19 protein-coding genes and 1 CRISPR repeat array are annotated in these 22,090 nt (G+C 56.1%); of the genes, 1 reads left to right on the top strand and 18 read right to left on the bottom strand.

Annotation, left to right across the window (positions count from 1 at the left end; translation table 11 throughout):
- The 6 genes from ACP5H1_RS06395 to cmr4 form a co-directional block, all read right to left on the bottom strand.
- Positions 1–701: type III-B CRISPR module-associated Cmr3 family protein (locus ACP5H1_RS06395; protein WP_427973127.1), on the bottom strand; the 701-nt coding region annotated here is incomplete at its 3' end.
- 6 nt (positions 702–707) lie between these two features.
- Positions 708–3,605, bottom strand: a complete 2,898-nt coding sequence (gene cas10, locus ACP5H1_RS06390; protein ID WP_427973124.1) for a type III-B CRISPR-associated protein Cas10/Cmr2 — start codon at positions 3,603–3,605, stop codon at positions 708–710.
- Positions 3,592–4,386 (bottom strand): type III-B CRISPR module RAMP protein Cmr6, encoded by a 795-nt coding sequence (cmr6, locus tag ACP5H1_RS06385; protein WP_427973121.1) that lies wholly within the window; start codon positions 4,384–4,386, stop codon positions 3,592–3,594. Before cmr6 ends, cas10 begins: the two co-directional genes overlap by 14 nt.
- Positions 4,356–5,591 (bottom strand): type III-B CRISPR module RAMP protein Cmr1, encoded by a 1,236-nt coding sequence (gene cmr1 / locus ACP5H1_RS06380; protein WP_427973118.1) that lies wholly within the window; start codon positions 5,589–5,591, stop codon positions 4,356–4,358. The genes cmr6 and cmr1 overlap by 31 nt, the downstream gene beginning before the upstream one ends.
- A complete protein-coding gene (locus ACP5H1_RS06375; protein ID WP_427973116.1) occupies positions 5,588–6,073 on the bottom strand; it encodes a type III-B CRISPR module-associated protein Cmr5 in 486 nt (161 codons plus the stop codon). Before ACP5H1_RS06375 ends, cmr1 begins: the two co-directional genes overlap by 4 nt.
- The gene (gene cmr4 / locus ACP5H1_RS06370) at positions 6,070–6,951 is read right to left on the bottom strand and encodes a type III-B CRISPR module RAMP protein Cmr4 (protein WP_427973113.1); all 882 of its coding nucleotides are present in this window, start codon (positions 6,949–6,951) and stop codon (positions 6,070–6,072) included. Before cmr4 ends, ACP5H1_RS06375 begins: the two co-directional genes overlap by 4 nt.
- 545 nt (positions 6,952–7,496) lie before the next feature.
- Between cmr4 and ACP5H1_RS06365 the strand changes: the two genes are divergently transcribed.
- Positions 7,497–7,772 (top strand): hypothetical protein, encoded by a 276-nt coding sequence (locus tag ACP5H1_RS06365; RefSeq protein WP_427973111.1) that lies wholly within the window; start codon positions 7,497–7,499, stop codon positions 7,770–7,772.
- A gap of 205 nt (positions 7,773–7,977) precedes the next feature.
- Here ACP5H1_RS06365 and ACP5H1_RS06360 read toward each other — a convergent pair whose 3' ends face one another.
- From ACP5H1_RS06360 to ACP5H1_RS06305, 12 genes are all read right to left on the bottom strand, one after another.
- Positions 7,978–11,013 (bottom strand): DEAD/DEAH box helicase, encoded by a 3,036-nt coding sequence (locus tag ACP5H1_RS06360; protein WP_427973108.1) that lies wholly within the window; start codon positions 11,011–11,013, stop codon positions 7,978–7,980.
- 6 nt (positions 11,014–11,019) lie between these two features.
- Complete coding sequence (gene csaX / locus ACP5H1_RS06355) at positions 11,020–12,051, bottom strand: type I-A CRISPR-associated protein CsaX (RefSeq protein WP_427973106.1); 1,032 nt, start codon at positions 12,049–12,051, stop codon at positions 11,020–11,022.
- Complete coding sequence (locus tag ACP5H1_RS06350) at positions 12,048–12,728, bottom strand: HD domain-containing protein (protein WP_427973103.1); 681 nt, start codon at positions 12,726–12,728, stop codon at positions 12,048–12,050. Before ACP5H1_RS06350 ends, csaX begins: the two co-directional genes overlap by 4 nt.
- Positions 12,725–14,257, bottom strand: coding sequence for a CRISPR-associated helicase Cas3' (gene cas3 / locus ACP5H1_RS06345; protein ID WP_427973100.1), 1,533 nt, complete (start codon positions 14,255–14,257; stop codon positions 12,725–12,727). The genes ACP5H1_RS06350 and cas3 overlap by 4 nt, the downstream gene beginning before the upstream one ends.
- An 11-nt stretch (positions 14,258–14,268) precedes the next feature.
- Entirely contained in the window at positions 14,269–14,994 is a 726-nt protein-coding gene (cas5a, locus tag ACP5H1_RS06340; RefSeq protein ID WP_427973097.1) for a type I-A CRISPR-associated protein Cas5a, read from the bottom strand.
- Complete coding sequence (cas7a, locus tag ACP5H1_RS06335) at positions 14,991–16,031, bottom strand: type I-A CRISPR-associated protein Cas7/Csa2 (protein ID WP_427973092.1); 1,041 nt, start codon at positions 16,029–16,031, stop codon at positions 14,991–14,993. Before cas7a ends, cas5a begins: the two co-directional genes overlap by 4 nt.
- Complete coding sequence (csa5, locus tag ACP5H1_RS06330) at positions 16,028–16,438, bottom strand: type I-A CRISPR-associated protein Csa5 (RefSeq protein ID WP_427973089.1); 411 nt, start codon at positions 16,436–16,438, stop codon at positions 16,028–16,030. Before csa5 ends, cas7a begins: the two co-directional genes overlap by 4 nt.
- A gap of 101 nt (positions 16,439–16,539) precedes the next feature.
- Positions 16,540–17,166: a CRISPR-associated CARF protein Csa3 gene (csa3, locus tag ACP5H1_RS06325; RefSeq protein ID WP_427973086.1), complete on the bottom strand. Its 627-nt coding sequence runs from the start codon at positions 17,164–17,166 to the stop codon at positions 16,540–16,542.
- 42 nt (positions 17,167–17,208) lie between these two features.
- Entirely contained in the window at positions 17,209–18,141 is a 933-nt protein-coding gene (gene cas6, locus ACP5H1_RS06320) for a CRISPR system precrRNA processing endoribonuclease RAMP protein Cas6 (protein WP_427973084.1), read from the bottom strand.
- A 64-nt stretch (positions 18,142–18,205) separates the two neighbouring features.
- Positions 18,206–19,795: a CRISPR direct-repeat array (repeat unit 24 nt; unit sequence CTTTCAATTCCATTAGACGGATTC).
- A gap of 172 nt (positions 19,796–19,967) precedes the next feature.
- On the bottom strand, positions 19,968–20,114 hold the full coding sequence (locus ACP5H1_RS06315) for a hypothetical protein (RefSeq protein ID WP_427973082.1): 147 nt from the start codon (positions 20,112–20,114) through the stop codon (positions 19,968–19,970).
- 473 nt (positions 20,115–20,587) lie between these two features.
- Positions 20,588–21,334 carry a hypothetical protein gene (locus tag ACP5H1_RS06310; RefSeq protein ID WP_427973080.1) on the bottom strand — a complete coding sequence of 249 codons (747 nt, stop codon included), beginning with the start codon at positions 21,332–21,334 and terminating at the stop codon, positions 20,588–20,590.
- Positions 21,335–21,442: 108 nt separating this feature from the next.
- Positions 21,443–21,760 (bottom strand): hypothetical protein, encoded by a 318-nt coding sequence (locus tag ACP5H1_RS06305; protein WP_427973078.1) that lies wholly within the window; start codon positions 21,758–21,760, stop codon positions 21,443–21,445.
- Positions 21,761–22,090: the final 330 nt, after the last annotated feature.

Here is a 22,090-nt window from a genome sequence, read left to right as displayed (position 1 = left end):
GGTGTCACCCCTGCCGAGCTGCCGCCCCACCTTATTTTGTTGTCGTCAGCGCTGTCAACTATGGCTGGGGATATCAGGACTCTCCCTAAGCCGAGGGCGCCCTCCTTTACCTTTATGTCGTCTACGACCTCCACCCTCGCGGGCCTGGACTCGCCCCCGAAGGCTCCGATGTAGTTGTTGAGCTCTGAGGCCTTGTCGTCGTAAACTTCCACCAGTATGCCGTATCTGGTCAGGCTCCCGCCGAGCATGTCCCTGGCTATGACGCCGAGGTCCACGTCCTTCTCCATGTATATGTAGCCCTCCTTGGTAGCCTTGACGCCCTTGTCCAGCGCTATGCCTATCTTCTTTAAGTAGTGCCTGTCCTCTATCCCGAACAGCCTCAGGCGCTGCCCCTTCCCGGCCTGCGACCCGTCGGAGCCCTTAACTGAGCACAGCATGGCCCTGCCCTTCTTGGTGAACGAGTAGGCGCAGAGGTAGGACTCCCCGCTGCCCTCGGCGTAGAACATCGGGCCCCTGAAGTGGGGCGCGTCGTCGCCGAGGCCATTGACTATGTAGGCCAGCTTAAGGAAGCCGTAGATGGTCGACGGCAGCGGCATGGCCTCGAAGTAGCCCTGGTACATGCTGCCGCTCAGGAGGACGGAGCTGAGGCCTCCCCACCTGAAGACCGCGGGCGCCAGGGGCCTTATGAGCAGGTAAGTCATACCGCATCACCTCAGGTGATTCACCGCGAGCGCCACGTTATACAGCCTGTCCCCCTTGCAGGCGAAGCTGTCATTCTTCGTGGACTCGCACGAGGGCACCGAGGCCAGCCGAGCCACGTAGTCCTTCACGGCGCTTATGTCAGACTTGCCGGCCTTGTTCCTCTCAGCCACCTCCAGCGCCAGCGCCCTGTAGGCCTCCTTAGCTGGGCCGTTGTTAACGGCGAGCTCCATGTAGTTCCTGATGCTGAAGTAGTCGTAGATGAAGCTAGTGCTGACCCTCTTGCTGCTAATCGCGTTATATATGTCCCTCACGGCATTAAGGGGCTGCAGGTCCAGCTCGCCCTTGTCACTGAGCTTAAGCGTCGACACGAGCCACTGCAGGCTGCTCGCAACCCCCCTGCCGGAGTAGATGAAGAGCACGTCCTTGTCTTTGACGTGGTCCTTCTCCTCGAGCATCTCGCTGGCCGTGTTGAAGGACATCGGCAGCGGGTCCTTGTAGTGCGCCAGTAAGACCACGTAGCTCCTGCCGTAGTTGGCCATGGCATCCACCGGCATGCAGTTATTCCCTCCGCCCAGGCACTTGAAGCCCTTTATGGAGTTTTCTGAGAAGCCCCAGTAGGTCTTCCTCGTGCTCTCAACAACGTCGAGCGGCACCAACCTGCCGTTAAACCTGATCGGTGAGAAGGCGAGAAGGTCGTCACCTCCTACGTAGACGGCGCTGGCCTCAGCCTCATTGAGCGCCTTTATGTCTAGCGCTGCCTGCGCCGTCAGGGCCCTTGAGAGTGTATAGGCGTAGGCTGGCGTTATAGGTATCATATAGTTGCTTACTGCAAGGTCCCCGCCTCCTGAGGCGCTATACGTGCAGGGCGGCTCGCGCTTCAGAGTCTCCTCCACCCCCTCGATGAGCTTCTTATAATCTTCGTCGCTGTTGGCCAGAGCCTCCCTGACGTCTGTTATACTCTTGACCTCATATGACAGTACGTCCAACAACTCCTTGTCCGAGTCTGGCATCGGGATAGTCACCGCAGCCCTTATGTACCCCTCAAGCGAGGTACATTTGCCGTCGCTGTTCCGGAGGAGCCCTCTCCAGTAGCCCTTCCCCATGAAGTCCCCGTCGGCCTTAATTATTGCAAAGTAGGTGTCCCCATGCTTCTTTATGAAGTCCTTGAGCGCCTTCTCGTCCTTTATGTTATTACCGGCCCTGTCCTTAACGAGATTATACACCGTGTCGCAGGCTTCGCTGGAGCCGCCATAACACTTCTCGTAGAGCTCCGCCAGGTAGGGGCCCTTGATGTTCTTATCCCCGATGTAGGGCCTGAGGAGTCTGTCCAGGTCCTTCATGGCTATCTCAGACGTCGATGGGAACTCGCGCCTGCCCGTGCCCTCAGGCAGAAGCCCTGCGGCTTTGAGGACGTTGGTGACGACGTCGCCGTTGTTGAGGGACCTCTTCAAGGCGCAGTACGGGCACAGCTTGTCCTCCTCTTCCTCCCCTTTTTTCACGTCCCTGAGCTTCCTGAACCCGGCCCCCGTCAGCTGCGAGACGTAGCTCACGACCGCTGGGAGCAGGCCGCACATGGTGCACAGCTGGTAGTCCCCTGAGCTGGTCACGGTAGCTACGGCATCTGCTAGGCCTACCCCATACGTGTACTTAACCTTTATCTTAGACTCCTCGCTGTTAACGCGGCTTAGAAGGTACTCGAAGAACAGCGAGTACTCTACGGACACCCATCCGCTGCAGCTGAGCTTCTCCTTAACAAGTCCCTTGATGGCGTTGTAGTACTTGCCAAAAGCCTCCTTCAAGTCCACGGCAACTATCCTTGGTCTCACAGGTGGCGTCTTCTTTGCCCTCTCCAGGTAGTCTCTGAGGTCGCCATTCAGGAGGCCCTCAATGCCGGCGTCCTTAAACGCCTCCGAGGCTACCAGATTCCAGGCTTTATTGAAATTATCCTGCAGCTCTTTTTTAACATCGTCGGGAGGCTCCGGAAGCAGCAAAACGACCTTGTCGCCCATCATTGAAGTCATGGGACCGTCGTCCTGAAGCCCCGCATACTTCTTCCCGAGCTCAATAATCATTTCCTTCAGGTCACGATCCTTGACCTTGTTGGCAAGCCACGATATGAAGAAGTGGTTGAGGCTGAGCTCAGGCCTGAGGACCACGTCAGGGCCGTATCTCTCCACGAAGGGCTCAACTGACTTCCACAGCAGGAGCGATGTGAGCCAGCTTGAGGCCCAGAGGTCGCTCGTCTTCCTGCTGAACGATATGAACTCCTGGATCGAGGGGAAGTCTATCATCGCCACGGAGCCGTAGAACTCGGGCACATTATTGTTGCACCTCAGTATGTTAAGCATGGCAGCCGTGGCGGTGGCGTGGTCGAATATAGTATGAGTTGGGGCCCTCGTGTCGGCCACCGGAACTGCGCAGGGCTCGCCCGGTGTGCAGGGGAAGTGCTCATACCACAGGAGCGGGGCTAGGTAGTAGGCCACGTGATACCTCAGGTTCTTCTCGGCCTTTTTGACTAGGCTTGAGAGCTTCTCAGCATAATTTCTGACGGAGTCCTTATCTATGAAGTTCCGTACGTCGACTTTATACCACGGCGCGAAGAGGTTCTTCTTGATTTCGACCGGAACCGTCACGTTCCTGTCCTTCAGTAGTAACGATAGCAACGATGCTACCCACCTGTCGAAGGAAGACACCAGTCGGTCCGCCATGCTCACTTCTATCGGCGGGAAGTTGCCCTGGACGGGGACGCCCATCATTGAGAGCAGCTCCTTGGAGTCATCCTCGTGGCCGCCCTTGTCGCTGAGCAGCGGGGTGGAAGGGCTCTTGGAGACTACCCAAGCCTTCCACGGCGGGTCGTGGAAGTATGCCATGAGCTTCAGATCCAACAGGTCACCTGCCTGCACCGCTCTTCACCTCCCCAAGCTCCACCTGAAGGTCAAGCTCCCCATACCCCTTCGTGGCCCTCCTGCCCCACCCGGACATGGAGGAGTAAAAGAGCGCCTGAAGGAGGAGCTTGAAAGAGTCCTGGCCGCAGGACTCAAGCTCCCCTCTCCTAAAAACAACAAAGCCTTCAAAGGTGACGCCCGAGTTGACGGCCACAAACTTAACCGGGACGGGGTTGGCGTTATACTCGTCGAACGGCCTCCTCCGGGGGCTGTAGTGCGGGTTTATTATGTCATATGCGAGCAGCCCTCCCTGCGAGGCCACCGGGTAGAAGTCTGTGAACGTCGCCTTGCCCTCGGCCTCCCTGCTGCCGAAGACGCAGTCCACCATTTTATCATCGCCCGAGACCTCAAGGAAGGCGTCCCTCACAACGCCCTTCGCCTGTGACCCCGGTATGTAGGGGACTTCAAGTATGAGGTCCCAGGCCAGCGGGACCTCGGTTATGAAGTAGATGGGGCTCCACCCGCCCATGAACTTCCTCCTGGTGGTGAGCTTCAGCGAGATGAAGTCCATGCCGGAGCTGATGAGCGATTGCCTGACCTCGTTTACGTACCCCCTCACGCGGGACAGGTCCCAGGTGGACTTCATGAGGTCCTGGAGGGACCTCGACTTGGCGTCCTCCCTGGGGCTGCCCTTAAGCATCTCCTGCTGGTACCTCATGAGTGCGCCGAGCAGCCTGTTACCTACCTGCGAGGTCACAGCCATGGGGGTCACCTCGTCGTCACATGTTGGGCCCGACACCTCCTCTCAGCCGCCTTAGCCACGGCATCTACGATTTCGCTGATGACGTTTTTGAGGTCCTCCTCATCTTTGATCAGGTCGCTCACCCTAGTCACTTCCCCTGAGCCGCCGCGGTGCTCCAGCATGTTGTAGATCCGCGCGTGGTCCTTAAGGGAAAGGAACGGCAGGAGGTACAGCCTGTAGCCATTGTTAACCCTTACGGGCGACGCCACGAGCATGGACTGCCTGCGTCCTGCCTCCTCTGACTCCTCGCCGACCAGGAAGTAGCCAGTGTTCTTTACCTGCCTCGGCAGCCCCAGGAGCCAGCTGTGGACCTCCGCGCTGGGGATCCGCGCGCCCCGTCCTGCCATGACCCACCTTAGGTTGGCCTTAAGGAAGGCTTCCTGAAGCGCTCTCAGCGCCTCATAGCTGTCCCTGGCCGTGCAGTTGGGGATCGCCCTGATCACGTCAGGGCCTTTGCCATCGACAAGTGGGGCAAGGGGTACCGCTGACTTCTCCCACGAGTTCACGGAGCCACAGCCAGTGACCTCCTTAAACTTGTCGTAGTACAGCCTGAACGACTCCGTTACCTTGCTGTCCCTTATGTACGTGCAGAGCTCCCTGATGAACTGGGAGCCTGCGGCTGGGCACTCCGAGGGGGTGAACCTGCCGAAGCCCCTGTTCGCGCCCCTGCCCACGCCCAGGAAGGCCAGGGTTATCAGGGACCCTCCAACCACCAGGTCATCATACTTGGGATCCTCGTCAGCCCGCGTCCTGTATATGCTGAGCTCCAGGCCCCTGAGGTTCAAGGGTAACAGGTCCTCCTCTGAAAGCCCGAGGTTGCCCCTTGACCGCATCGTCAGCCTTACCCTGGGGAGCCGCCGGAGCTGCCCAAGCAGCCCCTCGCCTGGCCCGAGCGTGTTTGCTCTAAAGACGTACTTCGAGGCACTTCCGGTGGAGCCAAGGAAGCTGCCTACGAACCTCTCGGCCTCGGAGTAGTCGCTGAGGTCCCTCGCGCAGAACCTGTTATAAACTGTCCTGAGAAACCACCTGAGCCTCCCATTGATTTCGTCCTCATCCACGTTCTGCGACGTTTTGACGCTGTAGTCGCCTCCCCACCAGGGCGTCGTGGGGGTCAGCCTGAGCCTCGCCACCAGCCTCCTCTTCTCAAACAGATCAAGCGCCTCCGACCTGGCCTCCTTAACAAGGGACTCGTCGAAGCTCACAGGGGCATCGCCTCCAGCACCTTCTTGACCTCCAGGAGGTACTCTGAGAGCAGCCTCTCCTTCGCCAGCGTGAGCTCCTTTGAGGCTATCCCCAGCAGCGACTTGTAAATGTCCTCCTCAGCGCCGCCGACGCTCACGCTCTCGCCCACCTTGTTGAGCGCGTAGAGGACTATTGCAACGTAGCCGGCGTACCCGGCGCCCTCGCTTCTCTCCAGCTCTTCACAGAGCTCCGCCTTGACCCTCCCATCGAGCCCTGCCTTGCCCGTCAGGTAGCTGTAGATGCCGCTCACGGCGGAAAACCTCTCTATCTTAGACAGGTAGAACGTGAAGGCCGGCTGGAAGCCCAGGCCCACCATGAGAGACGGGAAGTCCACGGCCCTCCTGACTATGCCGGGCTTTGACTTCGAGTCCCCGCCGCCCTGGCAGCCGGCGGCCACCAGCTTGGTGCCGACGTCGGCCGCGAAGCTCACGAAGTCGCTCAATGCGGCCCACCCCGGGCGCCGGCTGGGTTAACTGTGAGCAGCTTCACGAGCCCTTTGCCAACGGTCTCCTTGCCCCCTATGAAGAGCGAGGCGTTGTTAAGCCTGTCGTTGAGCTCCTTCATCACGTCTATGCCCTTGCACTCGTCGTTGTTCCTCATGGAGTCCAGCAGCGCGCCAATCATAACCGTGCCCTGGGGCACGTACTCCTCCGTCCACAGGGCCCCCTCCTTGACGGTCTTCGTCTTATCATCAAGGGCGTTCCTGGTAACCCTTACCAGCGACGACTCTATAACCTGCAGCCCCACGTCATCGTCAAAGACGTAGGCCCTGTCCCTTAGCAGGTACCCCAGCGACCTTGTGCTGACGCCGCCGAGGACCTCGCTCACGTTTACTGTGTAGGCGTAAGGGACCTCCCTCAGCCCCACGGTCACGGCGCCGCCGGCGCCTGAGGTTTTAGGGGGGCTGGCTCCTACGGTTAACAGGATGTCGTAAGCCCTGCTGAGGAGGTACTTCGTGGTCACGTATATGTAGCCCTCGGAGAGGCTCGGGGCCGGGTAGAGGAACGGCACTAGGTCAGTGGGCACGAGCTTTCCCATGAACTTCGCCCCGCTCTCGTCTATGTCCGGCCCGAAGGCGCACCTAACGAGCTTAACGAGCTCATCGTTCTTACTGTTACCTCCCCCGTCGCCCTTGTTGTTGGACTTGCCGTCTGGCGGCGTCAGGTGAAACCTCAGGGCGCCCTTGAATGAGGAGCCCAGTATGACTGGGTAGCCCAGCGAGTCCCTCTGAAATGGCAGGTCAACGAAGCCCGGGGACCTGCCAGAGCCGACGTGGACGGGCGTCACAGCATACGCGAGGACCAATAACGCGCTGCCCACAGTCGCAGCACCACATCAATTGTGTGTCTGTGGTAATACAATATAAATCTACTCCATGTCGCGCCACGTTTTAGCCAAGCTGGTCCAGGCCGTTGTAAACGTCCTGCCGTCCTGCGCGGCTACAGCGTTCCCAACTGACTGGGCGGCTGACAGGTGCTGAGAACCCGCCTAGGCTCCTCCACCTCTCGTAGACCGACTTAACGGCATCGTAGCTGCCGTTCTCCATGAACTGCTTTGTGAGCACCAGCTATTGCCTTGACGTTGTTTCTCACGCTCTGGCCCAGGGAAGAGGAGGTGCACAGCCTCCAGAGGCTGCAAAGTGCGCCCGGCCGCCCGCGGCAGGGGCGAAGTTACACGTGGCCTGCGTCGGTCCCGGAGTACGTGCTTAACGTGGTGTTCAGCCCGGTCAAGGGCTACTTGGCGGCCGTGGCCGACGGCTACAGATCCCTGGCGGCGTCTAGCAGGCTCGGCGACCTGATGAGGCTCGCCTTGGCCTTTGATGAAGCGTCCTCGGGAGAGGTATCAAGGTCAAGCCGTCATACATTGTGCTGGCGGCCGCCTCTGTCTACTTACGGAACCAGCTGATCGATGGCAAGGACGCGTTCTACGTGATAAAGCCCGTGGCCCAGTACGCCAACGCGCCGTCAGACGAGCTCTCAACCCTGGTTAAGGCGATCACGTGCTCTCGTGCGGCGGCGTGCGTGGATAAAATAGCGGAGCGCCGCGACCGCGAGAGCCTGCTGGCCATGGCCTTCTTAGTTCACGCGCTCTCTGAGGGGACAACAGACGACGTCATAAGGAGCCGTGCCCGTTCGCTATGAGGTACGACATTGTTTTCCTGATGCCGCAGACCAAGAAGGGAGTACGTGGAGGCCAGGGCCCCATCGAGGGCAGAGGAGCTTAGGGAGAAGGTGACAGAGATCATAGGCGAGCCGTGGAGGAGGCCCGCCGACGAGGTAAGGAAGGAGCTGGGGGAGGTGGGCCAGGGCCCGGAATCGTCAATGAAATTGAAAGGAAGGCGAGGGCTCAACCTCTATTCTGGGAGGAGAGCTTGGTGTAGAGGTTGTAAAGCCACGCTATGGTCTCGGCCCTCTTGAGCCCGACCTCTCTAAGGACTTTGTCGTCAGCCTTTCCGTTGAGGAGGGTTTCGGAGTTAACTTTAAGCTCCAGCTCCGTCAGGTCGTCCATGCCGAAGACCTTCCTCCTTATGCCAGACAACATAAAAGGCCTCGGGTCCCCGGAGGCCAGGCGCTTCAGCGCCCTCGCCAGATCAATAAAGATCACATTTAGCGGATAATTTAATATTATCATTCTCATAAGGTTTTCATCCGACGGGCCGTAGTATATTATCCTGACGCTGCCGCTGAAGGGATCTAAGCTGTTCGGGAAAGCGATCTTGAGGGCTGTCCAGAGAGCGCTTTCGACGTCGTCCGCTGTCGCTACTTGGCCTCTCCCCGAAATTATGTACTTGCCGTTAAAGTAATCTATTACTGTGAGCCGCGGCGGCCACTCCCTAGGGACCAAGATAATGTTGTTTTCCACTACAGCCGGTATCACGTTACAAATGTAGTAAACGAACCTTTCGGCGACGTCTTTAACTTCCTTCAAGTTCCTCAGGACCTCGTCCCTGCCGAAGTCAAACGGGTCAAGGTACCTCAGGAGGAACTTCATGTACTCATCGTGCTCAACGTCGGCGTTCTTCACCTCGCTGAGGAGCGACTCGCAGCTCAGCTCCCTGTCTCCCACCAGGACCTTCTCGCCCGCCCTGAGCTTCTTGAGGAGGCCCACCGGCTCGCTCTCCCAGACCTTTAACAGGCCCTGCGAGTAGCTGTAGTTTATGAGCGAGAGGCTCACGCCAAAGGACTTCCTGAGGACCGCCTGTATGAACGCCATGGCCATGTCAACGTAGGCCGAGTCCCTAGGCTCCAGGTCCACGGCGTACGCGTACGTGAAGAGCTCCTGGTTGGGCCTGCCATAGTAGTACGGGTCAAATATCTTTACGCCTATCTTAAATACGTGTATTACGCTGCCGTCCTCAAGCATCACCGGCGCCCTGTCCCTTGACTCCAGGAACCACGCAACGTAGCGGGGGACCACCCTGCCCCTGACGAAGCCCTCGCTGGTGAACGCCAGGTCCACAAGGATCTTTGACCACAGCTTGCCGCTGTAGTAATCTTTTACAAGGTCCTCCAGGTCGCAACTGCCCTTCCAATTAAGTTTTGAGCACATGCTGTAGTACCCCTCTATGGCGCGCTTCAAGAACAACGGCATGTAGAAGGACTTATCGCCGCAACTTATCTGCGAGTCCCTGCTCGTCCTGATGGCCTCCCTTAAGTCCCTAACTTTCACAGGGACCTCAAATATGACGCGACTTTTACTATCATACCAGACCACCAGCGAGTCCGTGCTGCTGTCGAAGGCGCCGGGCTGGAAGTAGTTTATGAAGTCGCTCCAGCTTGTGCCCTCATCAACGTCCTTGCACTGGGGAGCGCCTCCCTCCCACGTCACCAGGACCCTCTTTACCTTGCCGTGCTCTATGCTGTAGAAGCTTAGCTTACCCCTCAGCCGATCCTTCTCTTTATCTGTTAGCCCCAGCTCCTGTTCAAACGCGGGGTCCGTAGCAAGCCCGAAGACGACGTCGTTAAGTTTAAAGAAGTCGTTGTCCGGCACAAATATCAGCCTCTCGGGGCCGCGCGAGAGCCAAGTGTAGAGGTCGGCCAACACTATGAGGTCGTCCAGGGAGGTGGGCACTATTATGCTTTCTGTGTTCGCCATGTCCCGGCTTCTCCCCTTCCTTCCCTCCCTCTGTATGAAGTCCCTGACGTTGGCAAAGCGGGGCAGGCCCACGTGCACGACCCTGGCTATGTGGCCTATATCTATGCCCTGCAGGAGCGTCCTGACCGTGAAGGCTGCCCTTAGCTTGCCGGTCCTGAGCCCCTCCTCTATTTCAGCGCGGCGGTGCTTATCTGTAAGGTGGTTGTGCACGGGCACCTCAAAGCCCGCGTAATTGCTCACCTCCTTGGACAGGCTCGTGGCCTCCGCTATTGAGTTAGTGAATATCAACGTCGATCCGTGGCACTTGACTATGTCGGCCAGGACCCTCGGCACGTAACCTTTAAGGACGTCAAGCTGCGTCGAGATGGTGCTAATTAGCTCCCTGTTTGAAAGCGCCCTGAGCATAGCATTCTTGAGGCTGTTAAGGGCCTCAGGACCGGACGTGTCACAAGTAATTCCAAGCTTCGCGCAGATACCTGTAAAGCCCGGGGGCAACAGCACGTAGACATAATTGTCGGGCCTGTAGCCCTGCCCGGCTACAACGGTGGCTCCAAGGTACCTCTCCAGCTCCTTCGACTCCCCTATAGTTGCGCTCATTATAGCCAGCTGAGGGTTTAACTTAAACTTATCACTAAGAAGCTTAAGCATATGAATGAGGAGCCCAGCCCTCGAGTTTCCATATGAATCCAGCTCGTCAACAACTATCAGCTTTGAGCCCATCAGGAAGTCCCGGGGAGGGTACTGTCTACTAAACCTATGGTATACGGCTATGTGGAAGACCTCCGCGTTGGTGAGCAGAAGCCTGGCCTGCTTCACGTACCTTTTGACGTAGGAGGCCACGTCATTATCATACCTTATCACGTCACCCTTTATCACCTTAACCTTCCCGCGTTCCTCACAGGACACGCTAAGGCCCGCCTCCCTGGCGTACTCCGTGAACCTCCTGACCTGGTCCCCGGTCAGCGCCTTGGTAGGGTATATGAATATGGCCTTAAAGTGGGGGTCCCTGAGAGCAGAGCTCAGGGCGTAGCCTATCACCGGCTCCGTCTTGCCGCTGCCTGTCTCCGAGGCAAGTATAACGCTCCTACCCGCCATGAGCTCCTGCAGGGCCCTCTCCTGGTGCAGGTACATGGACCACCCGCATAATTTCAGGTTCCTCCTGCAGAGCTCGCCGAGCAGGGCGGAGAAGGGCTCTCCTCTCGGGGCGTCGTGGCCTGGCTCCTTAACTTTGATATAAGGTATGCCGTAGCGCCTCATAGCGGCCTCGACGCACTCGCTGTAACTCATGTAATCTCACCCCGAGCTCCTCCTGAGGCCTTCAGCGTACCTGTAGGCGTAACACCGCGCAGGGTTATTCTTACAAAAGTCGCTACTCTTCATGTTCACTATGTACTCCCTGTAGGCTAAGTACAGCAGGTCCTCAAGCCTCCTGGAGCCGTTCACATATTCATAAACTAAGTTGGTGAACCTTATGGCAAAGTCCCTCTCGCAGGTTTGCCCGCAGTTAATCGAAAGGGCCATGCTAGCCAGCTGCTCCAGGTAAGTGCTGCCGTTTGGCGTGAGCAGCTCCTTCCTTGAGAGAAGTCTAGAAAGGTCCACGCTGAAGCCCCCTTTTAGCTCAGTTGGCTTTTTGCCAAATGCGTCTGATACTACATAGATCTCAAGAATCAGGTTATCTACTGATACGTTGGCCTCAATAGCCTTGATGGCGAGCCATAACGACAGGGCCGTCTCGGGTTTGATGCCAGGGATCCTCTTCGTAATGAGATGATCTATGAGTGTCTGGAGCGCGCTCCTCACATTACTAAAGGCGTGAACGCCAACCCACTCTCTGTCGCTTACCTGCGCTGAGCCAAGCCGTGAGAGCACCCATCCAGCAACTGCTAGTATAACGTAGCCTGGGGGCACATTAATTATCTTCCTTGTGTGGGCATTCCCCAGCCTCCCGGGGAGCCTTGCATACTCGTAGAGGTCTGGCTTAAGAAATGAGATAGGGGTGAAGTCTCCTCTCGTGAAATGATTATCCTCTGGCACGTAGGAGTCCAGTACCTTCCACGCAGGATCTGCCTGGTTAAACCCGAGAACCTTTAGCACATTGCCGTAGGTTTTCTGGTCGTTACCATTCATGGGTATTACCTTAACCATGTTCTTAGCCCTGCTGCTTGCAACCTTCAGCACGTTCAGCAGGCTGTTCCTGTCCACTTCTATGAACGTCCCTCTGGTCGTTGGGACCTCCCTGTAGTTGCCCGCCTCTACCGCGACCTGCCTTATGAAGTTGTCACCAAAAATTCCATAAAGGGGAACCCTTACTACATCGCTACTCACAGGTCACTCACCTCCTTCCTCAGGATTTCAACAAACCTCCTCTTCTCCTCGGGGGCGCGGGAGGCGGAGTCAAGGTTATCCCCGACAATTATAGGGGCGAGGAACAGCACGTAGAGCTTTAAGTAGCCCTGGTTCACGTAAGAAGATATTCCCCTCATCATCCTGACATAATCGTCAGCAGTGTAATCTCTTACATCGTAGCTGTAGCCTAGCCCATTAAGAAGTTGCTTGCCATACCTGCTAAGTTTTAGCATATCAGGAGAAAAGCCCTGGGGAAGCCTCGAGAAGTTAAAGTCTGGGAGTCCCCTCAGAGCGTTCAAGTGATTGAGTTCTGCAAGAGCCAAGAGGACTCTTAGCTTCTCGTCTAAGTCAAGCCCGTAATAGAAGAATATGGCCGTTCCTATCTCGTGGTACTTGAAGGAAGGCTGTTTACCGTGAAGCGGGTTGCACTCATCGTCGAATTGTCCTTGGTAGTGCTCCCCAGCTTTGCCCACGTCATGAAGTTCTACTGCAACCCTAAGTATTCTCGCAGGATCTTCGATCTCTATGCCGTGGCGCCTAAGCCTCCTGGCAACTACAAGGGGGTAGGATCCCGCGAGCAGGGAAGCTACCATCTTATATGAAGACGCTGAGTGGTCAACTAGCGATTGGCCAGAGAAGGCGCAGGGCTTCTTCATAGCTTAAGCCCCACCTCCCCATCATAATCGCTTACTGCAACGCCATATATTCCATAAATTAAGAACTTTACCTCAAGGCAAGGGTTCTCGTAGCTGCAGTATCTAAGGAGCCCTTCAGGCTTGTCCTGCACGACGCCTGCGGCCGTAAAGTACTTCCCAGTCTTCCTGAGCTCTCCGCACGCTTCCTCCTCCGTTAACGGCACCACGTCGTAGGAACTGCCGTGATCCACCACGCCCGGCACCAGCGGAGTCTCACGCGTGAGGCCGCAGAGAGCCTCGTACAGCCTTTTCGCATGGCCTCCATGGGCCCAGGGACTTTCATCTATTATCGCGAGGTCGTGCAACAGATTCCAGCTAACCAGCCCCTCATAATTCCTAGTGCTTAGCTTCAGCAACTCCTCTGCATGCAGGGGCTCGCCGTCCTTCAAGGACCTATATACCATGTCGACCTCATCCTTGTCATAAACGGCGCCACTGAAGGGGAACACATGGAGCTCCCCGCGTCCCCCATATCTTGCAACCCTGCCGGCCCTCTGAATGATATTATGCGGAGGAGCCGCCTCAGTTATAACTACGTCAAAGCTGGTGTCGACGCCGGCCTCTACTACCTGCGTTGATATTACTAGCCTGGTGGACTTGCCATCAAGTATGCTCTCCGTCTTTCTCATCCTGTCGCTCCTGGTAAACTTGCTGTGAATAAGCACTGGCTGAAGCCCCCTTGACTTTAACTGTTGGTAGGCATCTACAGCATCCCTCCTCGTGTTAAACACCATTAGCACCCTCTTTCCCTCCCTGACAAGCTTCTCAGCGTCAGCTATGGGATCACCTATGAGCCTCACCATCACCTCCCTGTTATCGTCAAAGCTGGGGTCTTCTATTACAACGAAGTCCCTGATATTGGGAATCTCCCTGTATAGCAACTTCATTAAGGAGTCATCTATAGTTGCTGAGGCCACGACAACGGGCACCCCTGCCCCCGAGAGCGCCTTGAGGGCCGCAAGGGCCGCTGTGAGGGGCTTTCCCTCCTCTCCAAGGAGGTGAAACTCGTCAAATATTACTATAGAGCTATAGATCATGCCCCTTGGCAGCTCGTAGTGAGCCTTGAAGTTATTGAAGAGATTTTTCATCTCAACTGGAGGTATCTTGAACAGGTTTAGGGCAAACGTGTCCAGTGTGGTGACCGTGATCCTCTTTATGAAGAACGGGGAATCGTGGAAGTCCATGTCCTGAGCGGCCACAGCAACGCTGATGAGCCCCCTGTCTTTGTCAGACAGCAGCTTCCTGTAGAGGTCCTGCACTATTGACCTTAGCGGGAGAACGTGTATGACTCTTGCGTACAGGTCATTCCTGCTGTCAGCTAGGGCTTTGGCAAGCACCCTGGTCAACGTCGTCTTGCCGTAGCCCGTCGGCGCCTTTATAATGACGCTCTTACCATCTTCGAGAGCCTCGAGCGCCCTCATAATGCCGTTCCTCTCGGTGAGGCCATTAAGCTTAAGGAAGTCGTTATAGGCGTCGGTCAGGAAGCCCATTGGGCGACACCTCAGCTTAGCACTACGTATTCGTCACCTACCTGGTACGCAAGTTTAGCGTCGACTTCAACTTCGTTCCTGAGGAGCGGGAACCCAGGGTTAGGTATTGCGTACTTAACCCAACCTGCCCTCTTGCCCCACAGGTAGCCGTTGTAGTCCCAGAAGTCAACTATGATGACGCTCAACGGGCTGCTCAGAAGCTTAACGTCTGCGGGGAAGTAGTAAGGGGTGGCGATCTTACCTTTAACCTCCTTGGCCTCGCCTATCTCGACATCCTTCACGCTCACCAGGCACTCCTTACAGCCAAGCCGTACTATCGACCAGCTCAGCCTTGCAAGCTCACCGCTGCTCAGTGAGTCAGCCAGGTAAACCACTTTGATCTCCTGGCCAGGCGAGTAGACCTTGCCTGTAGGAACCACGTTGTACCAGTGGCTGCGATCCTTGTACCTCTCATAATAGTAAGTTACGTTTCTGACGATATCCTCTATGTAGGTGCCGCTGAAGTCTTTGGAAAAGCTCGCGAAGGCCCCCTTAATCTTGCTCTGCAACTTATATGCAGGGCTTCCCACGTACTCCCCAAGAAAGTCGCTGTCAAGCCCCCTGAAGGCGCCGTAACTTAAAGCGCCTATCAATGTAGTGGGGGGAGGAAGCAGGTAGGAGGGCTTGGCCCTAGCCTTGATTGGGTGACTTACTGCAAAGCCCCAGTGAAGCTTTAAGGTAACCTTGGAGTATATCAATGGATTCCACCTTCGGCCCCTCCGGACTGGGCGGGTTCTTTGATGAGATTGAGAAGCACATCTATGACCTCCTCCACACTGTTGGCCGTAGTTATTTTAACGGAACCCCCTCCCTGGGTTATCTTGAGGCCCTCGCGATTAATTATTACGGCTCTAGCGTTGCCGTTAAAGAGCGATGTAGCTTTGGTAAGCCTTGCTATAGTGTCGTCTATGTAGGTGTCCGTCTGGGCGGGCTCAGGCATGAACGGGAAGTCCGTCACAGTTACGATTCCCGAAGCTATCGAGTAGTGCGGAAGGAACCTGGACCTCTTGCCGCCGAAGTTACCTAGCAGGACAGGGTATAGAGCCTCGATTGCAGCCTTAACCCTGTTCGGTCTCTGTTTTTCTAGCTCCTTCTCCTTATCGGCCGCTGAGGCGCCTGGGTTGCTGGGCACAGCTATCAGGTCCTCGTCCATTGAGAATGAGAGAGTGTACAGCGCTGATGACAACTCAACATTAAATATCTTCTGCCTGCTCTCCTCGCTCTCGCCCTTCGATACTTTAGATGAGTACCTGACGTGGAACTGCGTCTCTAGCTGGGCTAAGATTTTTCCGTTAATTACAGCAGGGACCATATATCCGAACTTTACCCTCGAGGTTCTCCTTACTGGGATCTCGCCGGCGTAGAGGAACCCGCCCACGTCGGCAACCACGTCGTGGAGGATGACGTCGACCTCAAACCTTCTGGCGTCAGAGTTGTCTTGGGGCGGTGTGAGCTTCTCCTCCTTGACAATATCTTCGTCGGCGTACTTTATGAACTCGTACTGCGAAGAGTAGACCCCCACGGGCAGCCCATTCTTCTTAGCTAGGTCGGCCAGGAACGACTGATAGGCGTGGGCTATCGACTCACCTGATATAACTGGCACATAGTATATGCTGTAACCAACGTTACTCTTAACTACTATAGGCGCCGTCCTGTGCTTGGTTAAGTTTCCTATGCTTTCAACGCTGTTAAGGTCCTCCGTGTTTATTATAACCCTGAAGGAGCCGCTTATCACTTCGCACCACCTCCCTCGCCCGAGGCACTGAGGATCTTAGCCACTTTGCCCATGGCAAGGACTGCGGCCCTCCTGGCCACATAAATGTCCTTCTCGACCTCATCTAGAAACACCTTTAGATCATCCTCGCTGGGCAAAGAGCCATAAACGGGCTTCTCGCTAGTGCCTTCGCCCTCCTCTTTGATAACTACTATTGCCTGGTACTTAGTCTCGCTCCCGTAAGGCCCTACCTTAATGTCCCCACTTGAGAGCCCCGCCTCCACGGTCCTTAGGGCGTCATAAAGGGTTCTGGATATAGGCTCCTTGGAGAGAGCGTTGGCCATTACATCGACGTACTTGGGCGACTCCGTGTATATAGTTACGGCCGTCAGGAGGTTGGTCACCCTCTCGACGGCCTTATCTAACACGCTTTCAGACGTACAACCTCACCTCTCTTTATCACCCAGCTATGATCTGGCGCTTTAGGACTAATAAGTTTTTCACATGATAGTGTATATATTTCCGTTACCTATGAAAAACTATGGAGAGCTATTTCCACAACTGCCTTGAAAGTTAGGCCAAGCTTACCGCTATCGTCCTCCACTACAAGCCCCTGGTCCTTCAGATCCTTGACTTTCCTCCATGTCGTGGAGAGGGGCATCCCGAGGTAGCTGTGTATCGAGTTGACACTTGTATGGCCCTCCCTTATGGCGTTAAGTACCTTGATGTGGTCCTCGGTCAACTTTACGGGCATGAGGTCGCTTGACGTGAACGTGGCAAGGTGAGCGAGGTCCTCAGTCTCTATCTCAATAGTCACCTTGGCTTCCCTGAGCAGCACGGCGGCGAGGACCCCCACGATCAGTATCCTCATGCCCCCTGAGAGGTTAACCACCACGTCCTGGCCCGCCAGGGAGGCCAAGAGCCTTCCCGCCTTGATTACTATGTCGGCCATATCGTGAGGGTTCACCTCGACCCTCTCATGCTGAACCCCCAGCTTGTCGAGGTAGTCCTCCAGCGAGCTCAGGGCCCTCTTGGCCTTATCGTCATCGAACGACCCCACTATAACCACCTTCCTGAGGTCCCTGCCGAACCAACGGCTCACGGCCCTGAGCTGGAACTTCTCATCATAGCCGAGGGTCACGACAAGCACAGTCATGGCCTTACCTAGATGTTAGGGTCATTGAAGGCTTTAAGCTTTTCAGGAGCGGCGCTGGTCATTTGACCGCTTTCCACCTGGACGGAATTTAGGGGCCTGCAGGACCTCGGCCCTCACCTCCCCCATCCCCATGGACCTCAGCTTCCCGATCCCCATCTCCTGGGCCAGCGCCAGCGGCCCGTCGAACCTCTCAACGGCCTTAGAGGTAAGCGCGTACTCGGCCCACCCCACGAAGCCCCTCATCAGCCTCATGTGGCCCCTGTCGTCCGTGCCCACCAGGGCGGTCACGGGCCTCACGCTGTAGTTCACCTCTATCATCCTGAGGTCGCCCAGCCTGCCCAGGTAGTAGGGGGCGTAGCCGGCTTCCCTCCTCCTGCCCACGGCCATGAGCCAGAGCCCGACGGAGTACGCCACTATGTAGGAGGGCTCGGGGAAGAGCCTGTAGCCCCTGGTGCCCGCTATGGGCTTCCCCCTGGCCTTAGCCCACGGGGGGTTCATTATCATGGCCGGTATTGCTGTTGGCGTGAGGAAGCTCAGCCTCAGGTTAAGGCCTTCTCCAAGGCCGAGCCTCAGCATGTCGAGCTGGGCCACTGACAGGGAGGTCACCTGGTACTCGAAGGGAGGGCCGTCGTCAAACGGCCTCGCCCTGCCTGAGCACTGGAGCAGCTGTGATGGATCTGAGGCCGTGAGGATCGACACGTAGCCCCTCAGCGGCTCCCCCTGCCTTGCCACCCTGGGCCTGCCTGTTGAGTGTGTGGAGTATATTGGGGAGCCCCTCTGGTCCCTCAACATGCTCAGCCTGAAGAGAGCGGCCCTTGACAGCTGGGAGCCGAGGCACTGCTCCCTAAGGGCTAGGCTCTTGAGGACCCTTGAGGACATAGGGGGCAGCGTGGTGTCCTCCGCGGGGACCAGCAGCAGCTCGGCCTTGACCACGCTGAGGCCCTCAGGAGGCCTTAGGAGGTCGCTTAGCTTCAACTCGGCGCGCCTGCGGGTTAACCTCTATGTAGCACATTTTATGCTCATCTTTTTCGATTACATCCTTTCAATTCCATTGGACGGATTCACTGCCCCTCCTCTTCGCCCTCGCTCTCTTCCCCTATGGCTTTCAATTCCATTGGACGGATTCACTCGACACCGAGCCCCAGCTCCTCCAGCAGCTTCTTCCAGAACTTTCAATTCCATTGGACGGATTCACTGGAATAACCCGCTTGTGCGGGCTGCACTCAACTCCGCTTTCAATTCCATTGGACGGATTCGCCGATGCCAAGGCCGACATACTTACCGCTGGGTATGAACTTTCAATTCCATTGGACGGATTCCTCAAGGTGAAGCTCTACATCGCTAGGGGCATACACTAAAACTTTCAATTCCATTGGACGGATTCATGAGCCAGTAGTCGGTTATGGCCTCGACAAGGTAGACCACGCTTTCAATTCCATTAGACGGATTCCTTGGATTACTAAGACTTTTTTGCGTCGTAATGACTGTCTTTCAATTCCATTAGACGGATTCCGAATACAGCCCACGCAGATACTATATTTTCACGGAACAGAACTTTCAATTCCATTAGACGGATTCCTACGCATACGCGTTCAACTTCACGAGCTACAGGGTGATCTTTCAATTCCATTAGACGGATTCTCACGTTTACGTGCCCAACGCAGTGGTGAACGACGCAGACCTTTCAATTCCATTAGACGGATTCGTCTCTGGCAGCATCTCCCATCCAATGCCGACGAGCAGCCCGAAGCTTTCAATTCCATTAGACGGATTCTACATGTTATATATCCCGCACCTCTGTCCACGTCATGCGACCCACTTTCAATTCCATTAGACGGATTCTGTGAAGGCGAGGCCATTCGGCGTCACATTCTTCACTATCTTCCTTTCAATTCCATTAGACGGATTCTATAATGGCTGCGGCTACGTCCTCTGGGTACATAAGGAAATGCTTTCAATTCCATTAGACGGATTCCGCCGTCCTTGCGGTTACCTGTCCGTCCACCGCAACCACCAGCTTTCAATTCCATTAGACGGATTCAGCTACGCAGAGCAGGCCACGCTCAAGGCTAACCTTGCAGAAGCTTTCAATTCCATTAGACGGATTCGCCGACGTACATAACGCTCACGGGCATCGACCTGTCAAGGTCGCGCTTTCAATTCCATTAGACGGATTCTCTTCACTAGACATTTTGGGCACAGTTAATAGTATGTCTGACTTTCAATTCCATTAGACGGATTCTTTCTTTTACGCTACGTAATTTTCGCCATGGGAGTCCCCATACTTTCAATTCCATTAGACGGATTCGGCACACGCTTTAACGTGGACGTAGACCCGCTTTCCCGCACTTTCAATTCCATTAGACGGATTCTGAAGACGCTCCTTACCACACTGAAGAACGAGAGGCCAGCTTTCAATTCCATTAGACGGATTCAAGGGGATAACCGAAACCATCAGACAAAGAAGGAGATTAGCTTTCAATTCCATTAGACGGATTCTTGTCAGCAGCGTCAGGCTCGGACTTCCTTAGGCGTGAGCTTTCAATTCCATTAGACGGATTCTCCTCCAGCTCCCTCCTTAACTCCTCCTCAAGAGAGGCCGTAGCTTTCAATTCCATTAGACGGATTCCGAGCCTTGGCCCCTCCTTGCCCCCACATGGTGGGGCCAGGTTTACCTCCGCTTTCAGTTACAGTAACTTGGGACTATTTAAGCCTGACCATAGCGCGCGGCCGGGGCCTCCCAGGGACCACATGGGAGGGCCAAGTTAGATCATAATTTTATTCATATTAAAATATTTAAGTTAATTTAAATCTATGGAGTCCCACGCTGCGCAGCCCTTAAGTATGTCCCATGTGGACCATGGGAGGCCGTAGGCCCTGCGAGACCTTGGCCCAGCCACGCCGTTGGCCTGGCCGGCGGCGCCGCAGGCCGCCGCGGCAGCCATCATAGCAAGGCTGCATAAGCGGCGTCCCAGGCCCGCGGAGGGCGCGACCCCGCTGGAGGGCGACGGTCCCTGTCGCCCATGGCTATGCCACCGACGGCCCTGCCTTGCAAGGACGTACTGGGGCTCGACCTTAACCGCGTCATCGGGAGCTGTGCCATTGGCGGCCCTGCGGGGCCTCCTGGCGGCGCGGGACGACGCGAGCTACGCTAAGGGAGTAGGGTCTGCAGGGCTTCACGTAGAACGTACAATAAAAATATGATATAACACGTTAATTAACTGCAGAGCTCGTCCTTCGATCTTCATTACATTCCTGAGGCGGACTTCTGACGCTCAGTAGTCATCGAGGACATAGTGTCCATCCAGCTCAGATGACGTGAGCTGCCGCTGCCTCGGCCTCAAGGCCTAGGCGTGCCAGCGCCAGCAAGCTCCTCGAGCAGTACCAGCGCCACCGCGCAGGGCTGTGAGGGTGAGACGCATTAACTTAGGTGCGGGCACCCGTTGACTGCGGCCATGAGGTCGCTGAACCTGGCCAGCCCCCTCTCCACTTTGTTCGCCAGCTCTGATATGTAGGTCAGCTCGTCAATTACCCTGTCGGCCACCTTGGCCATCCTGCGTATCAGGGAGTTGACCCAGCCAGCGTCAATTAGGTTGGCCCTGCCGCACGCCTCGTCGCCGCTCATTATATCAACGTTAGTGAGGCCCGCCCTGTTCAGCAGCTCAACCTCCCCGAGCGCGCTCAGGTTATTGGCAAGGTCCCTGGCGTACCTCAGCGGCCCCTTGACCTCCTCCTCAGCGAAGGGCTTCACCAGCGGCCCAGCCCCAGCCTCGGCGCCCCCGCACGAGCCGCACAGCCTGAACACGTCCAGGAGGGCGTTGGCGTAGCGCATCACCATCTCAGAGGTTCTCATGAAGCACGCTGAGAGGCCCTCTGCGAGCCTCCTCGACTCGGCCACGCTGTCGTTGAAGTCAGACTCGTATATGAGACCGTAGACCTCGTTGGAGTACCTCACGATGTCGTTAATCTCAATGCCTATGTTGCCCATCAGCTGAAGGTATTGCCTGGACATGGTGAACCTCGCCATCACGTCGCACAGCCTGCCGGAGGGCGTGGCGGCCGCGCTGCAGAACTTGTTAAAGTAGTCTATGAGGCCGCCGATGCCACTTGTCATCAGGTCTCTGATTAGCTCGGCGCCCTGCCTAATAATTATCGGCACGTTGCTCAAGCGAGCCCCAGCTACAGCTTTTGCTGTTTGGAAGAAAAAGGCATACATTTTTAGGTTACTAGGGCTGTGGGCCCGACTGCTCAGGAAGGGGCCTTATCTCCTTGGTGACTATGGCGGCCGCGCGCCCCTGGCGTGGCCAGTGGCGGCAGCGAGCTGCTTAAGCTGTAATTCCAGGAAGCGCTTGAGTACCACCTTCTTGCACCTGCCGTTGGACCTCAGGTACTCTGGGTGCACCTTGGCAGCCTCAAGGCACGCCCTCTTGGCGGCCGTGGCGGGCCGCCCTTCGGCGACGGTCCTCTGCCACTCCTTCAGCTTAGGCGAGGTCTGCACCGAGTTGGCCTTCCTAATGATTGTCTTCACGCCCTTGCCCGTGTTCCTCTTGTAGGCGTGCCAGTAGTCGTCTATCGAGCCGTTTAGCACTGTCATGTCTATTCACCTTTTTATAGCTCATGCTATCCGAAGGTTAAAGCTATTTCCCTAGAGATTTTTATTGAGATTATTATTAATCTTATATTGAGTACAATACTGTGTACTATAGGAAGGCCTTGGGCTAGATGTTGGCATGCTTGGCTTCATCGGCCGCTACAGGAAGCTGGGAAACTATCAAGGGGGCTACATCGGCTGCCCGCAGTCAAAGCGTGAACTAAGGCGAGCCGCACCTAGGGCGAACGCGTCCCTCATCCTTATTAATGTAGCTTGCGGATCCTAACAAAAGGAAGTGGGAGAGGCTGCATGATGCAAAACAACTTAGTGGAA

Origin of the sequence: Acidilobus sp., from assembly GCF_049973875.1 — an archaeon.
In the GTDB taxonomy this organism is placed as follows: Archaea; Thermoproteota; Thermoprotei_A; order Sulfolobales; family Acidilobaceae; genus Acidilobus.
The sequence above is the reverse complement of the archived record's forward strand: the minus strand, read 5'-3'. Positions and strand labels throughout refer to the sequence as shown.

Excerpts from the sequence above, each read along its gene's own strand:
- ACP5H1_RS06315 (WP_427973082.1), bottom strand. The coding sequence starts at position 20,114 with ATGATGGCTGCCGCGGCGGCCTGCGGCGCCGCCGGCCAGGCCAACGGC.
- ACP5H1_RS06360 (WP_427973108.1), bottom strand. The coding sequence starts at position 11,013 with ATGAGTTACAGCGAGTGCGTCGAGGCCGCTATGAGGCGCTACGGCATA.
- ACP5H1_RS06305 (WP_427973078.1), bottom strand. The coding sequence starts at position 21,760 with ATGACAGTGCTAAACGGCTCGATAGACGACTACTGGCACGCCTACAAG.
- ACP5H1_RS06350 (WP_427973103.1), bottom strand. The coding sequence starts at position 12,728 with ATGAAGAAGCCCTGCGCCTTCTCTGGCCAATCGCTAGTTGACCACTCA.
- csa3 (WP_427973086.1), bottom strand. The coding sequence starts at position 17,166 with ATGACTGTGCTTGTCGTGACCCTCGGCTATGATGAGAAGTTCCAGCTC.
- cas3 (WP_427973100.1), bottom strand. The coding sequence starts at position 14,257 with ATGGGCTTCCTGACCGACGCCTATAACGACTTCCTTAAGCTTAATGGC.